Source organism: Bradyrhizobium sp. SEMIA (assembly GCF_014844175.1).
Taxonomy (GTDB): domain Bacteria; phylum Pseudomonadota; class Alphaproteobacteria; order Rhizobiales; family Xanthobacteraceae; genus Bradyrhizobium; species Bradyrhizobium arachidis.
In genome coordinates, this window is the sequence record NZ_CP046601.1 from 769,674 (window position 1) to 787,666 (window position 17,993).

Here is a 17,993-nt window from a genome sequence, read left to right on the forward strand (position 1 = left end):
TCTTTCCCGAGCGATTCCAGGAAGATGCGAGCTAGCCGAGGGGCCCCTTGGCGAGCCTGTTCACGTCGAAGTTATCGACCTCGCTCAGCAGCTCGCAAAAGGCGGTGGCGCCCTGGTCGAGCAGCCGCTCGCCCTTCTCCGCGACGGCCAGCGTCGCATTGCCGACGGCGCCGCTGGCGTTGAGATCCTGCGCCTGCCAGGCGAACGGCGCCGGCCGCTGCGTCGACAGCCAGTGATATTGCTGCTCCAGCGCGATGCTGCTCGCGGGAAAATCCGCGATCGCTTCCTTGCGCACCCGATCCGGATAGCGCGCCAGCATGATCGAGGTCTCGACCGCGCCGCCATGAATGCCGTGGCGCACCTCATCGGCCGGGAACAATGTGTCCGCCCCTGAGAGCCGCGACCACGACGTCGTCACCACGAAGAGCTTGTGATGCGCGCGAAGATCCTGCGCCACCAGCATCATGGCCGCGCTGTTGCCGCCATGGCTGGTGATGATGACGAGCTTCTTCACCCCGCGCCGTGCGATGTCCTCGCCGATCGCGGTCCATCGCTTCAGAGCGGTTTCGGTCGGCAAGGTCTGCGTGCCCGGATAGTCGATATGCTCGGTGGAGATCCCGACCGGTTCAACGGGAAGAAAGCTGGCCGGAACGCTTGCGGGCAGACGCTCGCGCACGCGCGCGAGATACGCGTCGGCGATCAGCACGTCGGTCTCGAGCGGCAAATGCGGGCCATGCTGCTCGGTCGCGGCCAGCGGCATCACCGCGATCCAGCGCGCTACATCCGCGAGGGCAGCGTCGGCCCAGCGGATCCCGGTCCAGTCGCGGGACGGCGTCATCAAGGTTTCTTTGCCCGAATTTGTCACGTAATTTGGGGTTATGAGGGGACGCGGGCCAGGCCGGCTCGCGTCCCCGAACTTCATGCGGTTTTATCGCGTTGGTTTGGTGTCGGCTAGAAGCGATCGACGGAGTGCCATCATGACCCCCTCTCATCTGCGGCGAGCGTTAACGGCGGGCTTGTTGGCCGCTGTCGTCACTCTTGCGCCGGCGCGCGCCGAAACCCTCGACAAGGTCACCTTCGGCACCAACTGGGTCGCCGAGGCCGAGCATGGCGGCTTCTTCCAGGCGGTCGCAGACGGCACCTACAAGAAATACGGCCTCGACGTCACCATCGTCCCCGGCGGGCCCAACGAGAACAACCGGATGCTGCTGATCGCCGGCAAGATCGATTTCTTCATGGCCGCGAACACGCTGATGTCGTTCGACGCGGTCGCCAACAACGTTCCCGTCGTCACCATCGCCGCGGTGTTCCAGAAGGACCCGCAGGTGATGCTGACGCAGCCCGACGCCAAGGTCGCCAAGATCGAGGACCTCAAGCCGCTGACGCTGTTCGTCTCCAAGGAGGGCATGACCAGCTATTTCCAGTGGCTGAAGTCCGAATACGGTTTCAGCGAGAAGAATGTGCGTCCCTACAATTTCAACCCGCAGCCCTTCATCGCCAATCCCAAGAGCGCGATGCAGGGCTACGTCACCTCCGAGCCGTTCGCGGTCGAGAAGGCCGCCGGCTTCAAGCCCAACGTGCTGCTGCTCGCCGATTACGGCTTCAACACCTATTCGACCCTGATCGAGACCCGCCGCGAGATCGCCGAGAAGAAGCCGGACCTGGTGCAGCGCTTCGTCGATGCCTCCATGATCGGCTGGTACAATTACATCTACGGCGACAATTCCGCCGGCAATGCCATGATCAAGCAGCTCAACCCGGAGATGACCGACGAGTTGCTGAAATACTCCGTCGCCAAGATGAAGGAATACGGCATCGTCGATTCCGGCGAGTCATTGAAGAACGGCATCGGCGCGATGAGCGACGAGCGCTACACCTCCTTCTTCAACAAGATGGTGAAGGCGGGCGTGGTGAAGGCCGATCTCGACTTCCGCAAGTCCTACACGCTGCGCTTCGTCAACAAGGGCGTCGGCGTCGAGCTGCGCCCGAGCAAGCCGTAACGTAGGCGCGATGTCGTCAGCCAAAACTTCGCCCGTGGTCGAGACCGGCCTGACGCACCTCGCCGTCAGCCTGCGTGGCGTGACCAAGGTCTATGACAATGGCGTCATCGCGCTCGGGCCGCTCGACCTTGCCGTGCGCAAGGGCGAATTCATCTCGCTGCTCGGCCCGTCGGGCTGCGGCAAGTCGACCGCGCTGCGCATCATCGCAGAGCTCAGCGCACCTTCGTCAGGAACGGTGCGGGTGGCACGGCACGAGGGCGTGCCGCAGCCGGGCCATGGCATCGGCTTCGTGTTCCAGGAGCCGACCCTGATGCCCTGGACCAGCGTGCGCGAGAACGTGCGGCTGCCGCTCAAGCTTGCAGGCCTGCCAAAGGCGGAAGCGCGTGCGCGTGCCGATGAGGCGCTGGCGAGCGTGGGTCTTGCCGATTTCGCCGAGGCCTATCCGCGCGAGCTCTCCGGCGGCATGAAGATGCGGGTGTCGCTGGCGCGCGCGCTCGTCACCGATCCCGACATCCTCCTGATGGATGAGCCGTTCGCCGCGCTCGACGAGATCACGCGCTTTCGCCTCAATAACGACCTGCTGGCGCTGTGGCGCAGCCTCCGCAAGACCGTCATCTTCGTCACCCATTCGGTGTTCGAATCCGTCTATCTGTCGCAACGCGTCGTGGTGATGACGGCGCGCCCCGGCCGCATCCAGGCCGACATCCGCATCGAGACGGTCGAGCCGCGCGGCGAGGAGTTCCGCACCTCCGCCGCCTATTCCGATTATTGCCGGAAAGTGTCGGCCGCGCTGGCGCCGTCCTATTCGGGGCAGTCGACGCTATGAACGCGCAAAGCTCCATCACCGCAAAACCATCCGCCGCGCAGCGCGCGATGCGTTTCGTGCTCCCCGTCATCGTGTTCGCCGCCGGCCTCGCGGTCTGGGAGCTGGTGGTCCGCATCAAGGAGATCCCGCCTTACGTGCTGCCGGCGCCCTCCGTCATATTCCTGACGCTGATCAAGGACTGGGCGGTGCTGTCACAATCGCTCGCCACCACGCTCCTGACGACACTCGAGGGATTTGTGGCCGCCAGCATCGGCGGCATCGCGCTGGCGCTGCTGTTCAACCAGTCGAAATGGGTCGAATATTCGCTGTTCCCCTATGCCGTCGTGCTCCAGGTGACGCCTGTCATCGCGATTGCGCCACTGCTCCTGATCTATCTGGAGCAGCAGACCGCGGTCGTCGCCTGCGCCTTCATCGTCGCGTTTTTCCCGGTCCTGTCCAACACCACGCTCGGGCTCAATTCGGTCGACCGCAATCTGGCCGGACTGTTCCAGCTTTATGGCGCCTCTGCGCCGCAAACCCTGCGCTTCCTGAAGCTGCCGGGAGCGCTGCCCTATATCCTCGGTGGGTTGCGCATCGCCGGCGGCCTGTCGCTGATCGGCGCGGTTGTGGCCGAGATCGCGGCGGGCACGGCCGGGGCCGGCTCTGGCCTCGCCTACAGGATCGCCGAGTCGGGTTACCGGTTGAACATACCCCGCATGTTCGCGGCGCTGCTTTTGTTGTCGCTGGCCGGGATTGTCATCTATGGGGTGCTGGCGCTAGTTTCCCACCTCGTTTTACGGCGCTGGCACGAAAGCGCGCTTGGAAAGGAAAGCTGATGTCTACCGGTTCGATTTCGTCCGAAAAGATCGATCTTCTGATTTATGGACCGGTCCGGCCGATCCTCGAGAATGGCTTTTCCGATCATTTCGTCGTGCACAAGGCCGAGACCCGCGGCGACCTCGAGCGGCTGACGCCGGCGGTCCGGGAGAAGATCCGCGGCGTGGCGGTGACCTATCACACGGTGCGCGCCGACAGGGAGTCGCTGTCGCAGCTGCCCAAGATCGAGATGGTGGCGAGCTTCGGCGTCGGCTACGACCATATCGACGCCAAATACGCCGCCGAGCACAACATCATCGTCACCAACACGCCCGACGTGCTGACCGAGGAGGTCGCCGACGTCGCGATGGGTCTTCTGATCTCGACCTTGCGCGAGTTCATCAAGGCCGACCGTTACGTCCGCTCCGGGCTCTGGCAGACCCAGAACTATCCGCTCAGCGTCGGCTCGCTGCGCGACCGCAAGGTCGGCATCGTCGGCATGGGTCGGATCGGCCAGGCCATCGCCCGCCGGCTCGATGCCTCGTTGGTGCCGGTGGTCTATCACTCCCGCAATCCGTCCAAGGACGTCACCTACAAGCACTATCCTGATCTGATCGAGATGGCGAAGGCGGTCGACACGCTGATGGTGATCGTGCCCGGCGGGGCCTCGACCAACAAGATGATCAATGCCGAGGTGCTGAAGGCGCTCGGCCCGCGCGGCGTGCTGATCAACGTGGCGCGCGGCTCGGTGGTCGACGAGCCGGCGCTGGTTCAGGCGCTGAAATCAGGCACCATCCTCGCCGCCGGCCTCGACGTGTTCGCGGCCGAGCCGAATGTGCCTGATGAGCTCAAGACCATGCAGAATGTCGTGCTGCTGCCGCATATCGGTTCGGCCTCGGTGGTCACGCGCAATGCGATGGACCAGCTCGTGGTCGACAATCTCAAGTCATGGTTCTCAGGCAAGCCGCCGCTGACGCCGGTTGCCGAAACGCCGTTCAAGGGGCGCTGATGAGAGCTCTTCGGGTCGTTGCATTCACCATCGCGGCATGCATTGCCGCGATCGGCCCTGTGCATGCGCAGGATGCGACGACCCTGAAGAAATCGATGCCCGGGCAGTGGGAGCTCTCGACCACCGAGCGCAGCAAGACTTGCGTCGTCACGCTCAAGGCCGACGCCGCGGGGCAGGGTTACAAGCTCGAGCTCGAGCCGGCCTGCAAGGCCGCGCTGCCTTTCACCAAGGATATCGTCGCCTGGAGCGTGAAGGGCCTCGACATCGTCCGCTTGCAGGATGCGACCGGCGAAGCCGTGATCGACTTCACCGAGGTCGAGGCCGGCATCTTCGAAGGCCTGCGCCAGGGCGAGGGTGTCTACATCCTGCAGGACCTCGCCGCCGCGCGCTCGATGGCCAAGTCGATGGACCAGATGATCGGCGACTGGGCCATGGTGCGCGGCAACGGCCAGCCGATCTGCGGTTTGACGCTGACCAACACGGAAGCCGGCCAGGACAATTTCCAGGTCTTCCTCAAGCCGAAATGCGACGCGGCGATCGCGCAGTTCAACCCGACGCAATGGCGGCTCGAGCGCGGCCAGATCATCCTGATGTCGAAATCAGGCGAGACCTGGCAGTTCGAGGCCGACGACAACGCGCAGTGGCGGCGCGTCCCCGATACCGCCGATCCCTTGATCATGCTGCGCCAGTAGGCGGCGGCGCGGTGCCTTGCGCCCATTTCTCCAGCTTGCCGAGCACGCCCCAGGCGGCGAGGCCCAGCAGGATCGGCATCGCCACCTGGCTCATTCCCGGCACCGAGGTCGCGATGGTGCCGAGCAGTCCGGCTAGGCCTCCCGCATTGGGGCTCGCCGTCACGGCGGACAGCAGCGCGGTGACGAGCGCGCCGCCGATGCCGAGCGCCGACTTCTTGCCGTCCAGCAGTTTGCCGATCGTCTGGCCCAGCGCGCCATTGACCTGGCCGAGAACGGGCGCGCCGTCCTTGTTGAGCAGGACGCTGAGCAGATCGACCACCTGCTTCAGCTGATCGAGCGAGGCCGGGCTGGCCGAGGCCGTTGCTTGAGGTAACGACGCCGCCTTGTCGCCGAACGGGACCAGCTGCCTGACCAGGTTGGACACATCGCTGACAGCAGGCGAGGCGCCGGCTGGCGCCCCGCCGCCGCGCAGCAGCATCAATTGTGTGACCTCGTCGAGCCGCCGTTCGATTTGCTGATAGGCCGCCGCGTGTGCCAGTGCATCCGCCTGCGCAAGCGGGCTCGGCCAGATCGCATAGTTGCCTGTCGGACGAGACGAACTTTCGAAGGTGGGCTCCCTCACTTCGTCGAGTCCAGTGGTCACGGCAAGATGGTTGTCCGCTTGCTTCCGCTCGAGCATCTCCTTTTCTTCGGCTTCGCGCACAGAAGCCATGCAACGAATAACGGTGTTGGCGGCCTGCTCCAGCAGAGCCGCAAGCTTGTCGGATTTGCCGCTGTCCAGGCTTCCCGCAGCCGCATCGATGAAGCTCCGCTGCTCACGATCAAGCGGCCATGCTTCGAGTGCGTCCATCAATCTTCTGTTCTCGGTGCCGATGGCTCCCTCCCCGGGTGGCTCTCAGTCGTCGGTTTGAACATATGTCAGCAGCCTGTTGGCAATCGAATGCGCTTCGTTCGCGAAACGCTGGGGGGCCTCGGGCTCGATCTGACCCAGCGTCTCCAATTCTGCGGAAAGCCTGGTCTGCTGGGCCTCCGCAATGGCTGCGAGTTTGGTCTGTCGCTTTCCCTCCAGGGTATTCAACATCGCGCAAAGCCTTTGAAGTTGGCCGAGTTGGTAGTTCAGAAGAAACGGGCGGTGCTCGTCCACCAGTGCCGCGATGTCGTCGGTTATTCTGGGCAGATAAAGAATGCGCGAGAGTGAAGCGCATCGTTTGAGACACTTCCGCATATCGCCCTCTCGCTGAAGCGACTTGATCGCTCTCGCCAGCCAGTCGATGTAGCGGCCCATATCGATCGGATCGTTCATCTGATTTGGCAGCCAATCGACTGAAGTCAGCGGCACCTCCTGCCCGGCGTGCGTTTTCACCAGACCTGCCGACTTTCCATCGCCGTCGAGCGCGATGACAATGTTGGAAATCTCCGTAATCCCGAAATGAGCGATGTCGCCGACATAATCCATCTTGAACGTGGATTGCTTAAGGACAGCAGGTTTGATCGCTTCGGCGAGGGCGTCAGCCGTAGGTCTTTGCTCGTCCCACTTCCAGACGGGATCCGGATTCGAGACCGTGAGCTTCAGGCACATCACGTTGGCATCGCCGTCCAGGTTCCTGACGACGCGGTCGAATCCATGGGCGACCCGGAAGTACTCGCAAAAATCGATGTCGCCGACGATTTCGAACAGTTTCCTGAGCACGTTGCTTCCGCTGATTGAAATCGTGGACTTGCTGCTGTTGCGAATTTTTCGAGAAAGATCCCAGATGGCGGGCAAAGACTCGTCGGACGGGAACGTCGGCAGCACGTGATAGGGGATGCGAAACAGCAGGCCCCTGTAGGATTTGATGAGATAGCCGGGGTGTTGCTTGTCGACCTTGTAGCCCTGATCTCTGTAGAGCTCTGCGTGAAGCAGGGCCATCACTTCCAACATCGCAGTGAGCGCTTCACGGACGGCTTCGTACGCCGAGCCTGTTCGTGACAATGAACCTTCGTTGTCCAGGTAATAGGACTGACATCGTGCAAAGACATCTCCGATTTCGGGTTCTAGCGATGCGGCCATCTTCGTTCGAAGCCCCTAGCTTTGCTTGGTTCGACACGACGCAGGCACGATGACTTGCTCGGCCGTCCAGCCGTTCCGGGTGGCCGGGTCTCCGGCCACCCGATCGACGGCGCTCCAACCGCTCGAGAAGGTGTCGAACCCGAGCGGTTGGGAGTGCTTCGTGGAAGCGGTCAGGTCGTCGGCTTCGGCGGCGGCGCGGTGCCTTGCGCCCATTTCTCCAGCTTGCCGAGCACGCCCCAGGCGGTGAGCGCCAGCGAGATCGGCATCGCGAACTGGCCGAGGCCCGGCACCGCGGACACGATGGTTCCGAGCAGTCCGGCAATGCCTCCGGCATTGGGGCTCGCCGTCACCGCCGAGAGCAGCGCGGTGAGCACCGCGCCGCCGAGGCCGAGCGCGGTCTTCTTGCCGTTGAGGAGCTTGCCGATGGTCTCGCCGAGCGCGCCGTTGACCTGGCCGAGGACGGGCTTGCCGTCCTTGTTGAGCAACGTGCTGAGCAGATCGACGACCTGCTTCAACTGGTCGACGGGAGCAGGGTTGGCCGCATTGGTCGTTCCGGACACCGGCACCGTCTTGTTGTTGATGAGGGCGAAGAGCCGCTCGAACAGCGTGATCGGATCGTTGGCAGCCGGCGGCGTGGTCACGGGCGGCGTGCTTGGCGTCGGCGGGCCGCCCCGCATGATCTGGGCGAGATCCTCCAGCCGCTTCAGGATCTGCGACAGGTCGCCGGTCGGCGCGGGGGTGACCGGCTGCTGCGCCGCGCGCGTGATGGCGGCAACCGTCATCGTGTCGAGGACGCCGGTTTCGGTGATGCCGTGCTCTTGCTGAAACTGCGCCACCGCCGCCTTGGTCTTCGGTCCGACGATGCCGTCCTCATCCAGCATGGGACTGGCGCCGAGGTTGTTGAGGCATTTCTGCATCAACAGCGCCGTCGACGCCATCTGCTCCTCGGGTTCGAGATGGCTCAGCATGGCCGGGCCGCCGTCGAAGGTAATCGACGCATCCAGCTCCATCATCGCCTTGAGGATCACCGCGGCGCCGAGCTGCGGATCGACCGTGCCCGGGTCGAACGAGCCGTCGCCGACGAACTTGCCGCCCCTTTGCTCGGGCGGGCCGTAGACGTTGGAGCCCGACCAGAGATAGGGCGAGTTGACCCCGCGGCCGCGATAGCCGAAGCCGTTGTATTGCTCCAGGCGGAACATCGTCCTCGCGATGCCCCAGTCGCGGGCGCCGACGAATCCCTCCAGCCTGAGCGCGTCGACGGCGCCTTCGGCGAACGAGGCGAACGGGCCGCGCCCCTTGGGGACGATGGTCGTGACGCGATTGAGCGCCTGGCCGTTGCCGAGATAGGTGTTGAAGTTGAAGCTGGATTCACGCGAGTGCAGCACCGCGACGAACCACCAGGGCACGTCGGTCTTGTTCTGGATCTCGGTGTACGTGTCCTTGTGGCTGATGGCCTTGCGCGCCGCTTCGGTGGCGGCGTCGGCCCGCCCGGGCCGGATCCTCATGTTGGACCAGTTTCGTTCGTATTCGTCCTTGATGGCCTCGAATGACACCTTCATGTCCTGCTCCCGTGAAAAGCGATGAATTGCGAAATCGATGAAAATTGGCCGGGGGTCGCGCAGATCAGAGTGAATCAGGCGCCGTGATCAGCGCGTGACTCCAGCGTGATCCCCTTCGAATGTGGCACCTTGTCCGCCCGGCGCATGTGAACTGGCTTACAGCCTTGGCGGGAAACGAGCGGCAGGATGGGGCGGGGATCGGCGCCGGCCGGGCGGCCGCCCCAAAGGAACTGGCGGGGCCGTCAGTCGGTTGACGAGCCGGAAGGTTCGGCAAGGAGCCCTGCATGGCCAAACGCGTCCTCGCGATCGGCATCGAACCCGGCAATGCGGATTACGGCGCGTTCCCGCAGCTCACACCGGAGCTCGTGCGCGACTATATCGAGGCGCAGCTGTTGCGTCTGCGCGATCTCGGCTTCGAGGTCACGAGCTGCCTGATCGACCTCGATCTGACGGCGGAAGCCGCCGTCACCGCGGCGCTGCGCGACGAGCGCTTCGACTGCATCGTGATCGGCGCGGGCCTGCGCGAGCCGAAGGAGCGGCTGCTGATGTTCGAGAAGGTGCTCAACCTCGTCCATCGCCTGGCGCCGGACGCGGCGATCTGCTTCAACACCACGCCCGCCGACACCGCGGAGGCCGTACAGCGCTGGATCGAGCCCGGCTGACCGCTCGCGCCGGCCGCGAAGATGGCGTGTATCGATTCGGTAGCGCAACCGCCCGTTGACGACGCAGGCTTTATGCCCAATCATGTTCGCCATCGTCACCGGTGGGAATCTTCATGTCCAGATTTATGCTGCTGCTCGCTTGCGCAACGACACTTGCGGGCTGCGATGCCTTCAGCACGGTGACGGAGGGGCTCAAGCAATCGAAAGCGGTGGAAACCGACCTCGAACAATCGACCGGCGTCAAGCCGGCGGTGGGCTTCAATTGGCACAATGGGCGGCTGGTGGTGGTGACGGTCCAATTCCCGCGTCCCTACGAAGACAAGCCGTTGAACGAGCTCGCCGGACTTGTCCGCGAATCCGTCACCACGGAATTCAAGCAGACGCCGGAGCGCATCGTCGTCGCCTTCGTGCTCGGCAAGTGAGGCCGCCGCGACCGAAGCCCCGCGAAGCCGGGGATCGGGGTGCGTACTCATAAATCATGCCCGCTTCGCTTCCCGCCTATTGTCCGTCCACGGAGAAGGCGAGCAGCATGTTGCCGGGCGCGGTACCATAATTTGTGTAGCCCGAGTTGACGTAGAGGATGCCCCCGGCGATCACCGGTCCCGGTCCATCGAGCGAGCCGCCATGCGCCGACACGCCGTTGACGGTCGCATAGTCCCGCATGGTGTCGACGTCCCAGATGATCTCGCCGTTCTTGGCGGCATAGGCCCGCAGGTGGCCGTCCAGTCCGCCGGAGAACACCACACCAGGAATCGCGGTGACCGCAGCGGACTGCGCAGGGCTGCATCCCGGCCGATCTCCGCAGCCCGGATGTGCCGCGTGCCAGACGATCTCGCCCGTCGCCTGCTTCATCGCGTACAGCCCGCCGCCCTGACTTGGATCGAGCTTCATGGGTGTCCCAAAGACCGATTTTTGCGCGCCGGCCGTGTCCGGCGGCACGGCCTTCAGGCCGACATCGGACACCGCGACATAGACGTTCGCATCGTCCGCAGCCGAGCCCCATTGCACGCCGCCGAGCGTGCTGCCGAGTCCCACCCGGCGCTGCCAGATGACGGCACCATCGCGGTCCGGATCGAGCGCGTACACCATGCCGGATTTCTGGCCGGCAACGAGCGCACGACGTCCGTCAGGTAGATCGACCAGGATCGGAGAGGAGCCGAAATCGAAATCGGGACCCTTGGTGCCGGGGCAGTTAGCGCGATACTGGCTGCCGCACGCGACGTTGTAGGCATCACCCTCGGTCATCTGCCGCGACCAGGCGAGCCGTCCGGTGCCCAGATCGAAGGCCACAAACGCGTCGGAGGTCGTGGACGCCGGGTCCAGGTAACTGTCGCCCGTCGTCGCATAGATCCGGTTTGTCTTGAGGTCGATGGTCGGCGACGACCAGATCGCACCGCCAGAGGGTCCGAAGAGCTGGACACCGATCTCGTTGAGGCGGATTGGCTGGGCCGGCGGGCTGACATAGCCGCGCCACAGCACCTCGCCGGTCCTGGCGTCGAGCGCGGCAATCAGACCGCGGAAGGTGCAGCAAGGATAGCGTGGATCGATCGCCAACACTTCTTCGATGGAGGAGACCGGCACATAGAGCACATTATTGGCCAATGTCGGCGCGCCCGTGATCAGGGCCCCCGCATGCGCATCGACACGTCTCCTCCACAGCAGCTTCCCGCTCTCGGCATCGAGCGCATAAGCTTCGCCGCGTTGATCGCCGAAATAAGCGGTCGTGCCCCGCTCATCCTCACCGATGGTGATCGCGGTGCGTACGCCGAAGCCGGCGTCGAACACCCAGCGCTGGCAGCCGAGTCTGGCATCCAGCGCATAGACCTTGCCCCCCGCGCTGCCCACGAAGACCCGGCCGCCCCAAACCGTCGGCTGCGCGTAGGCTCTGGTATCGCCGGGAAAGCCGAACGCCCATTTGAGCTTCAGGCGCGGAACATCGTCCGGCGAAAGCTGGGCCATGACAGCGGGTTGAAACCGGTGTTGAGCGATGTCGACGCCCCAGCCGTTCCAGCGCGGCAACGAAGCGTCCGCAAGCGCGGGGCCCCGCTCACCGCACGTGGAATCCGGTAGTGGCTGCTGCTGCTCCGATGGTGTCCCGACGAGATAGCGAACGATGTCCTGAATTTCCTGTTGGCTCAGGTCGCGCCCCTGCTGGCTCATCATGCCGAACATCAAGGCAAAGCTCATCCGCTCGGGCCTGAATTGCCGCAGCGCTTTGGCGTCAGGCGCGCGTGCCACGCCACCCTCGTGACACGACGAGCAGCGCGTGCGGTAGAGCGTCTCGCCACGCGAGCTTGGGGCCTCCTCCGCATGATCCGGAAGCACGCCAGTGAGCAATATGCCCACTGCAAGCAGGAGACGTGCGAAGAGCGTGTATCCAGAGCGGTGCCTGCCCGTACTCGTCATTCTCGCCATCCTCGCATAAACGAAGCGTGCTTTGGCAACAGAAGATCGGCGCGCGCGGTCGTCAACGCGTACCACGAATAAACAACCAAAGCGAGCTTCGGGGCCAGGTTACCGGTGGCTGGCCATCGGGATCAAACAATGTCGCCCGGTTGCGATGCGCCATGACAGGCTCGCCGCCAACTATCTTGCCTTCGTTCAGCTCGCGGCAATCAGGCTAAGGCTGCGTCTTGATCAGTCCACGTCCCAGGGCAACCTCTGCCGGTGCCCGGAGCCGCAAGGCAGGCGATTTGATCTGGCTTGAATCCATCGCGGGCGTTAAGACTTGCCTCACCACAGGGAGGGCGAACCATGCTTCGAGGTCTTCGTATTGGAGGTTTTGCAATCGCGGCATGTCTGACGGTCGCGGCGGCGATGCCGGTGCATGAAGCGGCGGCCCAGGATGCCCTCGGCGGCGCGATCATCGGCGGTGTCGGCGGGGCGATCCTCGGGGGCGCGCTTGGCGCACGGGCGCCGCCATCGCCTCCGAGGGCGAGCGCCGCCGCTCCGGCTATTACGCCTATCAGCGCGGCTGCTACATGCAGCGCCCCGACGGCTATTACGTCCGGGTCGATGCCCGCTATTGCTATTAAGGCTCGAGCGCTCGCGCTTTAACTCTTCGCGTCCGCCGGCATGATCTGGAGCAGCGGCTCCGGCTGGATCGAGATTTGCCCGGCGAACGGCCGGTCGTGGGCGGCGATCAGCAGCACCGAGGTGGCGACGCCGGTCGCGAACAGGCCCATCGCGATCGCCGATCCCAGGCGATTGTCGCAATGAACGAGCCCGATCACCAGCAGCGCGCAGGCCGCCTGGAGATACAGGCACCACCATTTGACCGGGTTGACCGCGGCGAGGCTGACGATGATCCGCTGCCGCCGCGCATCCAGCGCCTGCTCCAGCGCGGCGATCAGCTCGCGCTGCACGTTCGCCTGCCCCGTACCCTGAGGCGTCATGGCGACGACGAGCTGCAGGGCTTCCGCGAGCGCCGGCGGCGTCACCTTCAGCGAGGCCTGCTGATGCGCCATCAACGGCCATTCCACCGTCACCGCCTGCCCGACATAGTCGCGCACGAGGCCGCGCAGCCTGGTCTCCTGCTCCGCCGGCAGGCCGGCGGACAGCAGCACGACGCTGCGCAGCGCGCTGGCCTCGCGGCTCACCGCGGCGCTGGCGCGGTCGCTGTCGCCCCAGACCTGCGCTGCGGTAAAGGCAACGAACAGGCCGAAGATGATGCCGAGCACCGGCAGCATCCCCGGCGAGATCGCCTTCAGCGATTTGGCGCGCTCCTCCGTCGCAGCCAGCGCGATGCCTGCGAAGATCGCCGCGGCCAGAGAAAAGGTGAACCCAAAGATCACCAGCGCCATCACGGGCACCGGCAGATTGTGCAGCCAGTCGCTCATGCCGTTCTTGTCGCCTGATTTGCGGCCCTAGATCAACCGCATTACGCGCAAACTGGCGTGGCCGCTTCCGCCGGCGATGATGTGATCGTACACGGCAATCCCGAGCGGCTTGGCGATGTCGATGATCGCCTTGGTCATCTCGAAGTCGGCCTGCGAGGGCGAGGGATCGCCACTGGGATGATTGTGCATGACACTATGCCTTCGTGCGTCACATTGAACACACGATCGATTTTCAAGTGCTGGTCGTAGCAGGGGACGTGGACAGGGGAGTGTAAGACGTGATCGATTGTGATGATCACGTTAGCACATGAAGGCGCCTGTATAAGCCATTTCACTCACGAGTGATCATCAGCGGACTTCAGCTCTCACCTCAAAGGACTAAACCATATCGAGGGAGAACGAGATGGTTACATACAGCCACGTCATTGTTGGGGCCGGGTCCGCTGGCTGCACGCTGGCCAGCCGTCTGACAGAGGACCCCGACACGCGCGTGCTTCTGCTGGAAGCCGGTGGCTGGGATCGTGATCTGCATATCCACGTCCCGCTGCTGTGGCCGCGGATGTTTCTCAAGCAGCGGAACGACTGGGGCTTCTTCACCGAGCCCGAAGCGAGCATGGGCGGCCGGCACATCGAGTTCGCGCGCGGCAAGGTCATCGGCGGTTCATCTTCGACCAACGCCATGGCCTATGTGCGTGGCCATCGCAGCGACTATGACCGGTGGGCGTCGGCCGGGCTTCCCGACTGGTCCTATGCGCACGTCCTTCCCTATTTCCGGCGGCAGGAGTCATGGGAAGGAGGTGCCGACGCCTGGCGCGGCGGCGACGGCCCGCTCACCACGCGCTTCTGCCGCTACCAGGATCCTCTCGTGGACGCCTTCATGGCGGCGGGAGAAGCAGCCGGCCATCCGGCCACACCGGACTACAACGGCGCACAACAGGAAGGCTTCGGCCGCTGGCAATCGACCATCCGCCGTGGACGGAGATGCAGCGCGGCCGTTGCCTATCTGCGGCCGGCGCTGCGGCGCGGCCGGATCGACATCGTCACGGGTGCCCGGGCAAGCTCCATGATCTTCGAGGGCCGACGCGCGGTCGGCGTCGAGTACCTGCACGGCGGCAGGACGCAGACAGCTCATGCCGATCGCGAGATCATCCTTGCCGCCGGCGTCATCGGTTCGCCGCATCTGTTGATGCTGTCGGGCATTGGCGATCCCGACGTTCTTCGGCGCCACGACATTCCGGTCCGCATGGTGCTGCGCGGCGTCGGACAGAACTTGCAGGACCACATCTCCGCGCCGGTCGCCTATGCTCGACGCGGCGCCGGTCCGTTGCACAGACGCATGCGCGCCGACCGGATCGCGATCGATCTGGTGCGGCAACAGCTGTTCGGCACCGGCATCGCGAGCGACCTGCCCGCGGCCGCCATGGCGTTCCTGAACACCGGGGTCGGCGGCGACGTGCCGGATGTGCAGTTCCTGTTCGTCGCGCTTCCCATGACGGCCGGACCCTACTTCAGCCCGGTCGTGCAGCCCTACGCCGACGGCTTCTCCTGCCGGGTCGTCCTGCTCAGGCCGGAGAGTCGGGGGCATCTGGACCTCGTTTCGCGCGATCCATCAGCCGCCCCACGGATCGTCGGCAACTATCTTGCGACTGATCACGACCGCATCGTCCTGCGCCAGGGCCTGCGGCTGGCGCGCGACGTCGGGCATCAGCTTGCGATGAAACCGTTCATTGCCGCCGAACTGGCGCCGGGCCCGGACAGCTGGTCGGACTCCGGGCTCGACGCCCATATCGCGGCCACGGGGATCACCGTCCATCACCCGCTCGGCACCTGCCGCATGGGACCGGAAAGCGATGGAATGGCCGTTGTTGACAGCGAGTTGCGCGTTCATGGGGTTGAGAACCTCTGCGTTGTCGACGCATCGGTCATGCCGGACTTGATTGGCGGTAACATCAACGCAGCAGTCATCATGATCGCGGAAAGGGCTTCTGATGTCTTGCGAGGCAGGCCAGTCCTCGCTCCAACGCCCGGTTGTTGAGGGACGCTCTCCAATCGCGTCGTTCTGCGAGGTTCGCGGTCAGGTTCGCTTGAGTTAGCCCCAAAGTTAGTCCCAAGATTAGCCCCAAGCGTCGACGGCATTCAAATCAGCCGCATCCCGCGCAGGCTCGCATGCCCGCTTCTGCCGACGATGATGTGATCGTGCACGGCAATCCCGAGCGGCTTGGCGATTTCGATGATCGCCTTGGTCATCTGGATGTCGGCCTGCGAGGGCGAGGGATCGCCGCTGGGATGATTGTGCACGAGGATCAAGGCGGTTGCCGACAATTCCAGTGCGCGCTTGATCACCTCGCGCGGATAGACCGGGGTGTGATCGACTGTGCCGGTCTGCTGCACCTCGTCGGCGATCAGCTGGTTGCGCTTGTCGAGGAAGAGCAGGCGGAATTGCTCCTTGTCGGCAAAGGCCATGCTGGTGCGGCAATAGTCGATCACCTCGTTCCAGGACGACAGCGCGTTGCGGCTGTTGACCTCGCCCTTGGCGACGCGGTGCGCCGCCGCGGCGATCAGCTTGAGCTGGTTGATCGCAGCTTCGCCGACGCCGTCGACCTCGCGCAGGCGCGCCACCGGCGCGTGCACGACCTCGGCGAACGAGCCGAACGTCTTGATCAGCGTCTTCGCAAGCGGCTTGGTGTCGCGTCGCGGCAGCGCCGCAAACAGCGCCATCTCCAGGAGCTCGTAGTCGCTGAGCGCGTCCGCGCCGGCGCTATAGAAACGCTCGCGCAGCCGCTCGCGATGGCCGTGATAATGCGGCGCATCCTCCGGCTTGCTCTTGTCGTGGTCTGGCTTGGCGGGCATCGGGCCCGGAGCATCGCCGCGGATCGCCGTTTTTGCAACCTTCAATTGCCCCGGCTGGTCCGTGCCGATGGCGGCAACGTGATGGCGACGACGCCGGCGAGGATCAATACCATTCCGGCCATGCTCGACAGGGTGAAGCGCTCGCCGAGCCATGCCGTGCCCAGCGCCACCGCAAATCCCGCGCGCAGATAGCTGCCGCTGGTGGTGCCGAGTGGGCCAAGCGTGCGGATCAGGCGGAAATAGATCACCATCGCGAGCGCGGTGCAGACAATGGCGAGGACGATGACGGCCGCGACCGCCTGCGACGTCGGCGCGAGCGTCCAGGGCCGCTCGAGGATGAGTGCGGCGGGAACCATCGGGATCGCGGCACAGCTCATGGCGCCGGCGGCTGTGACGATGGCGGGAAGCTTCGAGAACCGCTGGCCCCACATCGGTGCGAGTGCGTAGCAGAGGCTGGCGCCGAGCACGGCTGCCTGCGCCAGCGGCGCCGTCGTGCTGACCCCGGAAAGCGCATCGGTGCCGATCGAAAGCGCGACGCCCGCAAGGCCGAACGCGACGCCGATGATCTTCCGCCTGGTGACGGCCTGCCGCCCGCGTCCGGTGGTGATCGCGATCGCAAGCACGAACATCGGCGGGGTGGCATTGAGCACCCCGGCAAGACCGCTCGGAATGGAGACCTCGCCCCAGCTGATCAGGGTGAAAGGCAATGCGCTTTGCAGCAGCCCTTGCACGAAGAAGGCCGCCCAGACCGACCTCTGGCGGGGAAGGGCGTGTCCCTGTGCGATGGCGAGCAGCAGGAGAAGCATGGCCGCGATCGTCACGCGCACGGCAACCATCGTGAACGGCGGAATCGTGGGCACCGCGACCTTGATCAGCGTGAAGGAGCTACCCCAGATCAGCGAGAGCAGCAGCAGAAGCCCGATCTCGACTACGAGAGTGATTTGTCCTGACGTCGTTCGTTGCGCCTGCGTGCTCATGCGAATCTTCTCCGGATAGACCGGGACCATGATCCGGCGCGCCGGCGCAGGCTGGCTGAATTCGGACCTCATCGCCCGACCGAGTCCGATTTCAGCTACCCGGCGAAGTCAGATGAATTATCATTTCATCATGGCGAAGGTTTCCGCGCAGCCACCGGCGCTACCACCGCATCTCGATTGGGCGACCTGCGACCGGGCGCGCCTCGCGCGGGCGCGTGCCTTCGATGGCCTGTTCTTTTCCGGCGTTCGGTCGACGAAGATCTACTGCCGCCCGGTCTGTCCGGTTCGCCCGGCGCGCTCGAAGAACGTCACCTTCTATGCGACCGCGGCGGCCGCAGAGCGGGCCGGCTTCCGCCCGTGCCTGCGCTGCCGGCCGGAAACGGCACCGGGCTCGCCCGCCTGGATGGGCACGGCCACCACCGTCGCGCGCGGCATGCGCCTGATCAATGACGGTTTTCTGGATCGCGCCACTGCCGCGGAGCTGGCCGAAGCGCTTGGCGTCGGGCCGCGCCATTTGCTGCGCCTGTTCCTGCGCCATGCCGGCGCCAGCCCGAGCGAGATCGCGGCGACGCGGCGCGTGCAGGAGGCGAAGCGCCTGATCGATCAGACCGAGATGACGTTGGCGGAGATTGCCTTTGCGGCGGGCTTCGGCAGCGTTCGCCGCTTCAACGACGCCTTTGCCGCGACCTACAAGCGGGCGCCATCGTCGTTCCGCCGGCGCCGCTAGGCGGCCA

Annotated in this window: 16 protein-coding genes and 3 pseudogenes; 10 read left to right on the forward strand and 9 right to left on the reverse strand. The window is 64.8% G+C overall.

Annotated features, from left to right (window positions below):
• Positions 1–31 precede the first annotated feature (31 nt).
• Positions 32–838 (reverse strand): creatininase family protein, encoded by an 807-nt coding sequence (locus tag FOM02_RS03680; protein WP_027564217.1) that lies wholly within the window; start codon positions 836–838, stop codon positions 32–34.
• A 139-nt stretch (positions 839–977) separates the two neighbouring features.
• Here FOM02_RS03680 and FOM02_RS03685 point away from each other — a divergent pair, with 139 nt between their 5' ends.
• The 5 genes from FOM02_RS03685 to FOM02_RS03705 are packed head-to-tail and all read left to right on the forward strand — an operon-like array spanning position 978 to position 5,322.
• The gene (locus tag FOM02_RS03685; protein ID WP_027564218.1) at positions 978–2,000 is read left to right on the forward strand and encodes an ABC transporter substrate-binding protein; all 1,023 of its coding nucleotides are present in this window, start codon (positions 978–980) and stop codon (positions 1,998–2,000) included.
• A 10-nt stretch (positions 2,001–2,010) separates the two neighbouring features.
• Positions 2,011–2,826, forward strand: a complete 816-nt coding sequence (locus FOM02_RS03690; RefSeq protein ID WP_027564219.1) for an ABC transporter ATP-binding protein — start codon at positions 2,011–2,013, stop codon at positions 2,824–2,826.
• Positions 2,823–3,641: an ABC transporter permease gene (locus tag FOM02_RS03695; protein WP_027564220.1), complete on the forward strand. Its 819-nt coding sequence runs from the start codon at positions 2,823–2,825 to the stop codon at positions 3,639–3,641. Before FOM02_RS03690 ends, FOM02_RS03695 begins: the two co-directional genes overlap by 4 nt.
• Entirely contained in the window at positions 3,641–4,630 is a 990-nt protein-coding gene (locus FOM02_RS03700; protein ID WP_027564221.1) for a 2-hydroxyacid dehydrogenase, read from the forward strand. The genes FOM02_RS03695 and FOM02_RS03700 overlap by 1 nt, the downstream gene beginning before the upstream one ends.
• Positions 4,630–5,322, forward strand: a complete 693-nt coding sequence (locus tag FOM02_RS03705; RefSeq protein WP_027564222.1) for an AprI/Inh family metalloprotease inhibitor — start codon at positions 4,630–4,632, stop codon at positions 5,320–5,322. Before FOM02_RS03700 ends, FOM02_RS03705 begins: the two co-directional genes overlap by 1 nt.
• Here FOM02_RS03705 and FOM02_RS03710 read toward each other — a convergent pair.
• The 3 genes and pseudogenes from FOM02_RS03710 to FOM02_RS03720 form a co-directional block, all read right to left on the reverse strand.
• A pseudogene (locus FOM02_RS03710) lies at positions 5,306–5,668 on the reverse strand (hypothetical protein); the annotation flags it as partial. The gene FOM02_RS03705 and the pseudogene FOM02_RS03710 overlap by 17 nt on opposite strands.
• A gap of 549 nt (positions 5,669–6,217) precedes the next feature.
• Complete coding sequence (locus FOM02_RS03715) at positions 6,218–7,372, reverse strand: hypothetical protein (protein WP_141263356.1); 1,155 nt, start codon at positions 7,370–7,372, stop codon at positions 6,218–6,220.
• Positions 7,373–7,542: 170 nt separating this feature from the next.
• On the reverse strand, positions 7,543–8,931 hold the full coding sequence (locus FOM02_RS03720) for a peptidoglycan-binding protein (protein ID WP_027564224.1): 1,389 nt from the start codon (positions 8,929–8,931) through the stop codon (positions 7,543–7,545).
• 284 nt (positions 8,932–9,215) lie between these two features.
• Between FOM02_RS03720 and FOM02_RS03725 the strand changes: the two genes are divergently transcribed.
• The gene (locus FOM02_RS03725) at positions 9,216–9,593 is read left to right on the forward strand and encodes a hypothetical protein (RefSeq protein WP_027564225.1); all 378 of its coding nucleotides are present in this window, start codon (positions 9,216–9,218) and stop codon (positions 9,591–9,593) included.
• A 113-nt stretch (positions 9,594–9,706) separates the two neighbouring features.
• On the forward strand, positions 9,707–10,015 hold the full coding sequence (locus FOM02_RS03730; RefSeq protein WP_027564226.1) for a hypothetical protein: 309 nt from the start codon (positions 9,707–9,709) through the stop codon (positions 10,013–10,015).
• A 76-nt stretch (positions 10,016–10,091) separates the two neighbouring features.
• Here the strand turns inward: FOM02_RS03730 and FOM02_RS03735 are convergent, their stop codons facing one another.
• Positions 10,092–12,008, reverse strand: coding sequence for a PQQ-binding-like beta-propeller repeat protein (locus tag FOM02_RS03735; protein WP_322596950.1), 1,917 nt, complete (start codon positions 12,006–12,008; stop codon positions 10,092–10,094).
• A 339-nt stretch (positions 12,009–12,347) separates the two neighbouring features.
• Here FOM02_RS03735 and FOM02_RS03740 point away from each other — a divergent pair.
• Positions 12,348–12,628, forward strand: a pseudogene (locus FOM02_RS03740) (hypothetical protein).
• A gap of 18 nt (positions 12,629–12,646) precedes the next feature.
• Here FOM02_RS03740 and FOM02_RS03745 read toward each other — a convergent pair.
• On the reverse strand, positions 12,647–13,432 hold the full coding sequence (locus FOM02_RS03745; RefSeq protein ID WP_027564228.1) for a DUF4239 domain-containing protein: 786 nt from the start codon (positions 13,430–13,432) through the stop codon (positions 12,647–12,649).
• 27 nt (positions 13,433–13,459) lie between these two features.
• Positions 13,460–13,693, reverse strand: a pseudogene (locus FOM02_RS03750) (JAB domain-containing protein); the annotation flags it as partial.
• 142 nt (positions 13,694–13,835) lie between these two features.
• On the opposite strand from FOM02_RS03750, the gene FOM02_RS03755 reads away from it, so the two are divergent.
• Positions 13,836–15,467 (forward strand): GMC family oxidoreductase, encoded by a 1,632-nt coding sequence (locus FOM02_RS03755; RefSeq protein ID WP_027564229.1) that lies wholly within the window; start codon positions 13,836–13,838, stop codon positions 15,465–15,467.
• A gap of 101 nt (positions 15,468–15,568) precedes the next feature.
• Here FOM02_RS03755 and radC read toward each other — a convergent pair whose 3' ends face one another.
• Positions 15,569–16,282: a RadC family protein gene (gene radC / locus FOM02_RS03760; protein ID WP_027564230.1), complete on the reverse strand. Its 714-nt coding sequence runs from the start codon at positions 16,280–16,282 to the stop codon at positions 15,569–15,571.
• Between the two features lie 41 nt (positions 16,283–16,323).
• Positions 16,324–17,331, reverse strand: a complete 1,008-nt coding sequence (locus FOM02_RS03765; protein WP_265441453.1) for a DMT family transporter — start codon at positions 17,329–17,331, stop codon at positions 16,324–16,326.
• Between the two features lie 40 nt (positions 17,332–17,371).
• On the opposite strand from FOM02_RS03765, the gene FOM02_RS03770 reads away from it, so the two are divergent.
• On the forward strand, positions 17,372–17,986 hold the full coding sequence (locus tag FOM02_RS03770) for an Ada metal-binding domain-containing protein (RefSeq protein WP_231164165.1): 615 nt from the start codon (positions 17,372–17,374) through the stop codon (positions 17,984–17,986).
• Positions 17,987–17,993 lie beyond the last annotated feature (7 nt).

Bases quoted from the DNA above. Each gene is read 5' to 3' on its own strand.
- FOM02_RS03680 (WP_027564217.1), bottom strand. From the start codon at position 838: ATGACGCCGTCCCGCGACTGGACCGGGATCCGCTGGGCCGACGCTGCC.
- FOM02_RS03685 (WP_027564218.1), top strand. From the start codon at position 978: ATGACCCCCTCTCATCTGCGGCGAGCGTTAACGGCGGGCTTGTTGGCC.
- FOM02_RS03690 (WP_027564219.1), top strand. From the start codon at position 2,011: ATGTCGTCAGCCAAAACTTCGCCCGTGGTCGAGACCGGCCTGACGCAC.
- FOM02_RS03695 (WP_027564220.1), top strand. From the start codon at position 2,823: ATGAACGCGCAAAGCTCCATCACCGCAAAACCATCCGCCGCGCAGCGC.
- FOM02_RS03700 (WP_027564221.1), top strand. From the start codon at position 3,641: ATGTCTACCGGTTCGATTTCGTCCGAAAAGATCGATCTTCTGATTTAT.
- FOM02_RS03705 (WP_027564222.1), top strand. From the start codon at position 4,630: ATGAGAGCTCTTCGGGTCGTTGCATTCACCATCGCGGCATGCATTGCC.
- FOM02_RS03715 (WP_141263356.1), bottom strand. From the start codon at position 7,372: ATGGCCGCATCGCTAGAACCCGAAATCGGAGATGTCTTTGCACGATGT.
- FOM02_RS03720 (WP_027564224.1), bottom strand. From the start codon at position 8,931: ATGAAGGTGTCATTCGAGGCCATCAAGGACGAATACGAACGAAACTGG.
- FOM02_RS03725 (WP_027564225.1), top strand. From the start codon at position 9,216: ATGGCCAAACGCGTCCTCGCGATCGGCATCGAACCCGGCAATGCGGAT.
- FOM02_RS03730 (WP_027564226.1), top strand. From the start codon at position 9,707: ATGTCCAGATTTATGCTGCTGCTCGCTTGCGCAACGACACTTGCGGGC.
- FOM02_RS03735 (WP_322596950.1), bottom strand. From the start codon at position 12,008: ATGGCGAGAATGACGAGTACGGGCAGGCACCGCTCTGGATACACGCTC.
- FOM02_RS03745 (WP_027564228.1), bottom strand. From the start codon at position 13,432: ATGAGCGACTGGCTGCACAATCTGCCGGTGCCCGTGATGGCGCTGGTG.
- FOM02_RS03755 (WP_027564229.1), top strand. From the start codon at position 13,836: ATGGTTACATACAGCCACGTCATTGTTGGGGCCGGGTCCGCTGGCTGC.
- radC (WP_027564230.1), bottom strand. From the start codon at position 16,282: ATGCCCGCCAAGCCAGACCACGACAAGAGCAAGCCGGAGGATGCGCCG.
- FOM02_RS03765 (WP_265441453.1), bottom strand. From the start codon at position 17,331: ATGAGGTCCGAATTCAGCCAGCCTGCGCCGGCGCGCCGGATCATGGTC.
- FOM02_RS03770 (WP_231164165.1), top strand. From the start codon at position 17,372: ATGAATTATCATTTCATCATGGCGAAGGTTTCCGCGCAGCCACCGGCG.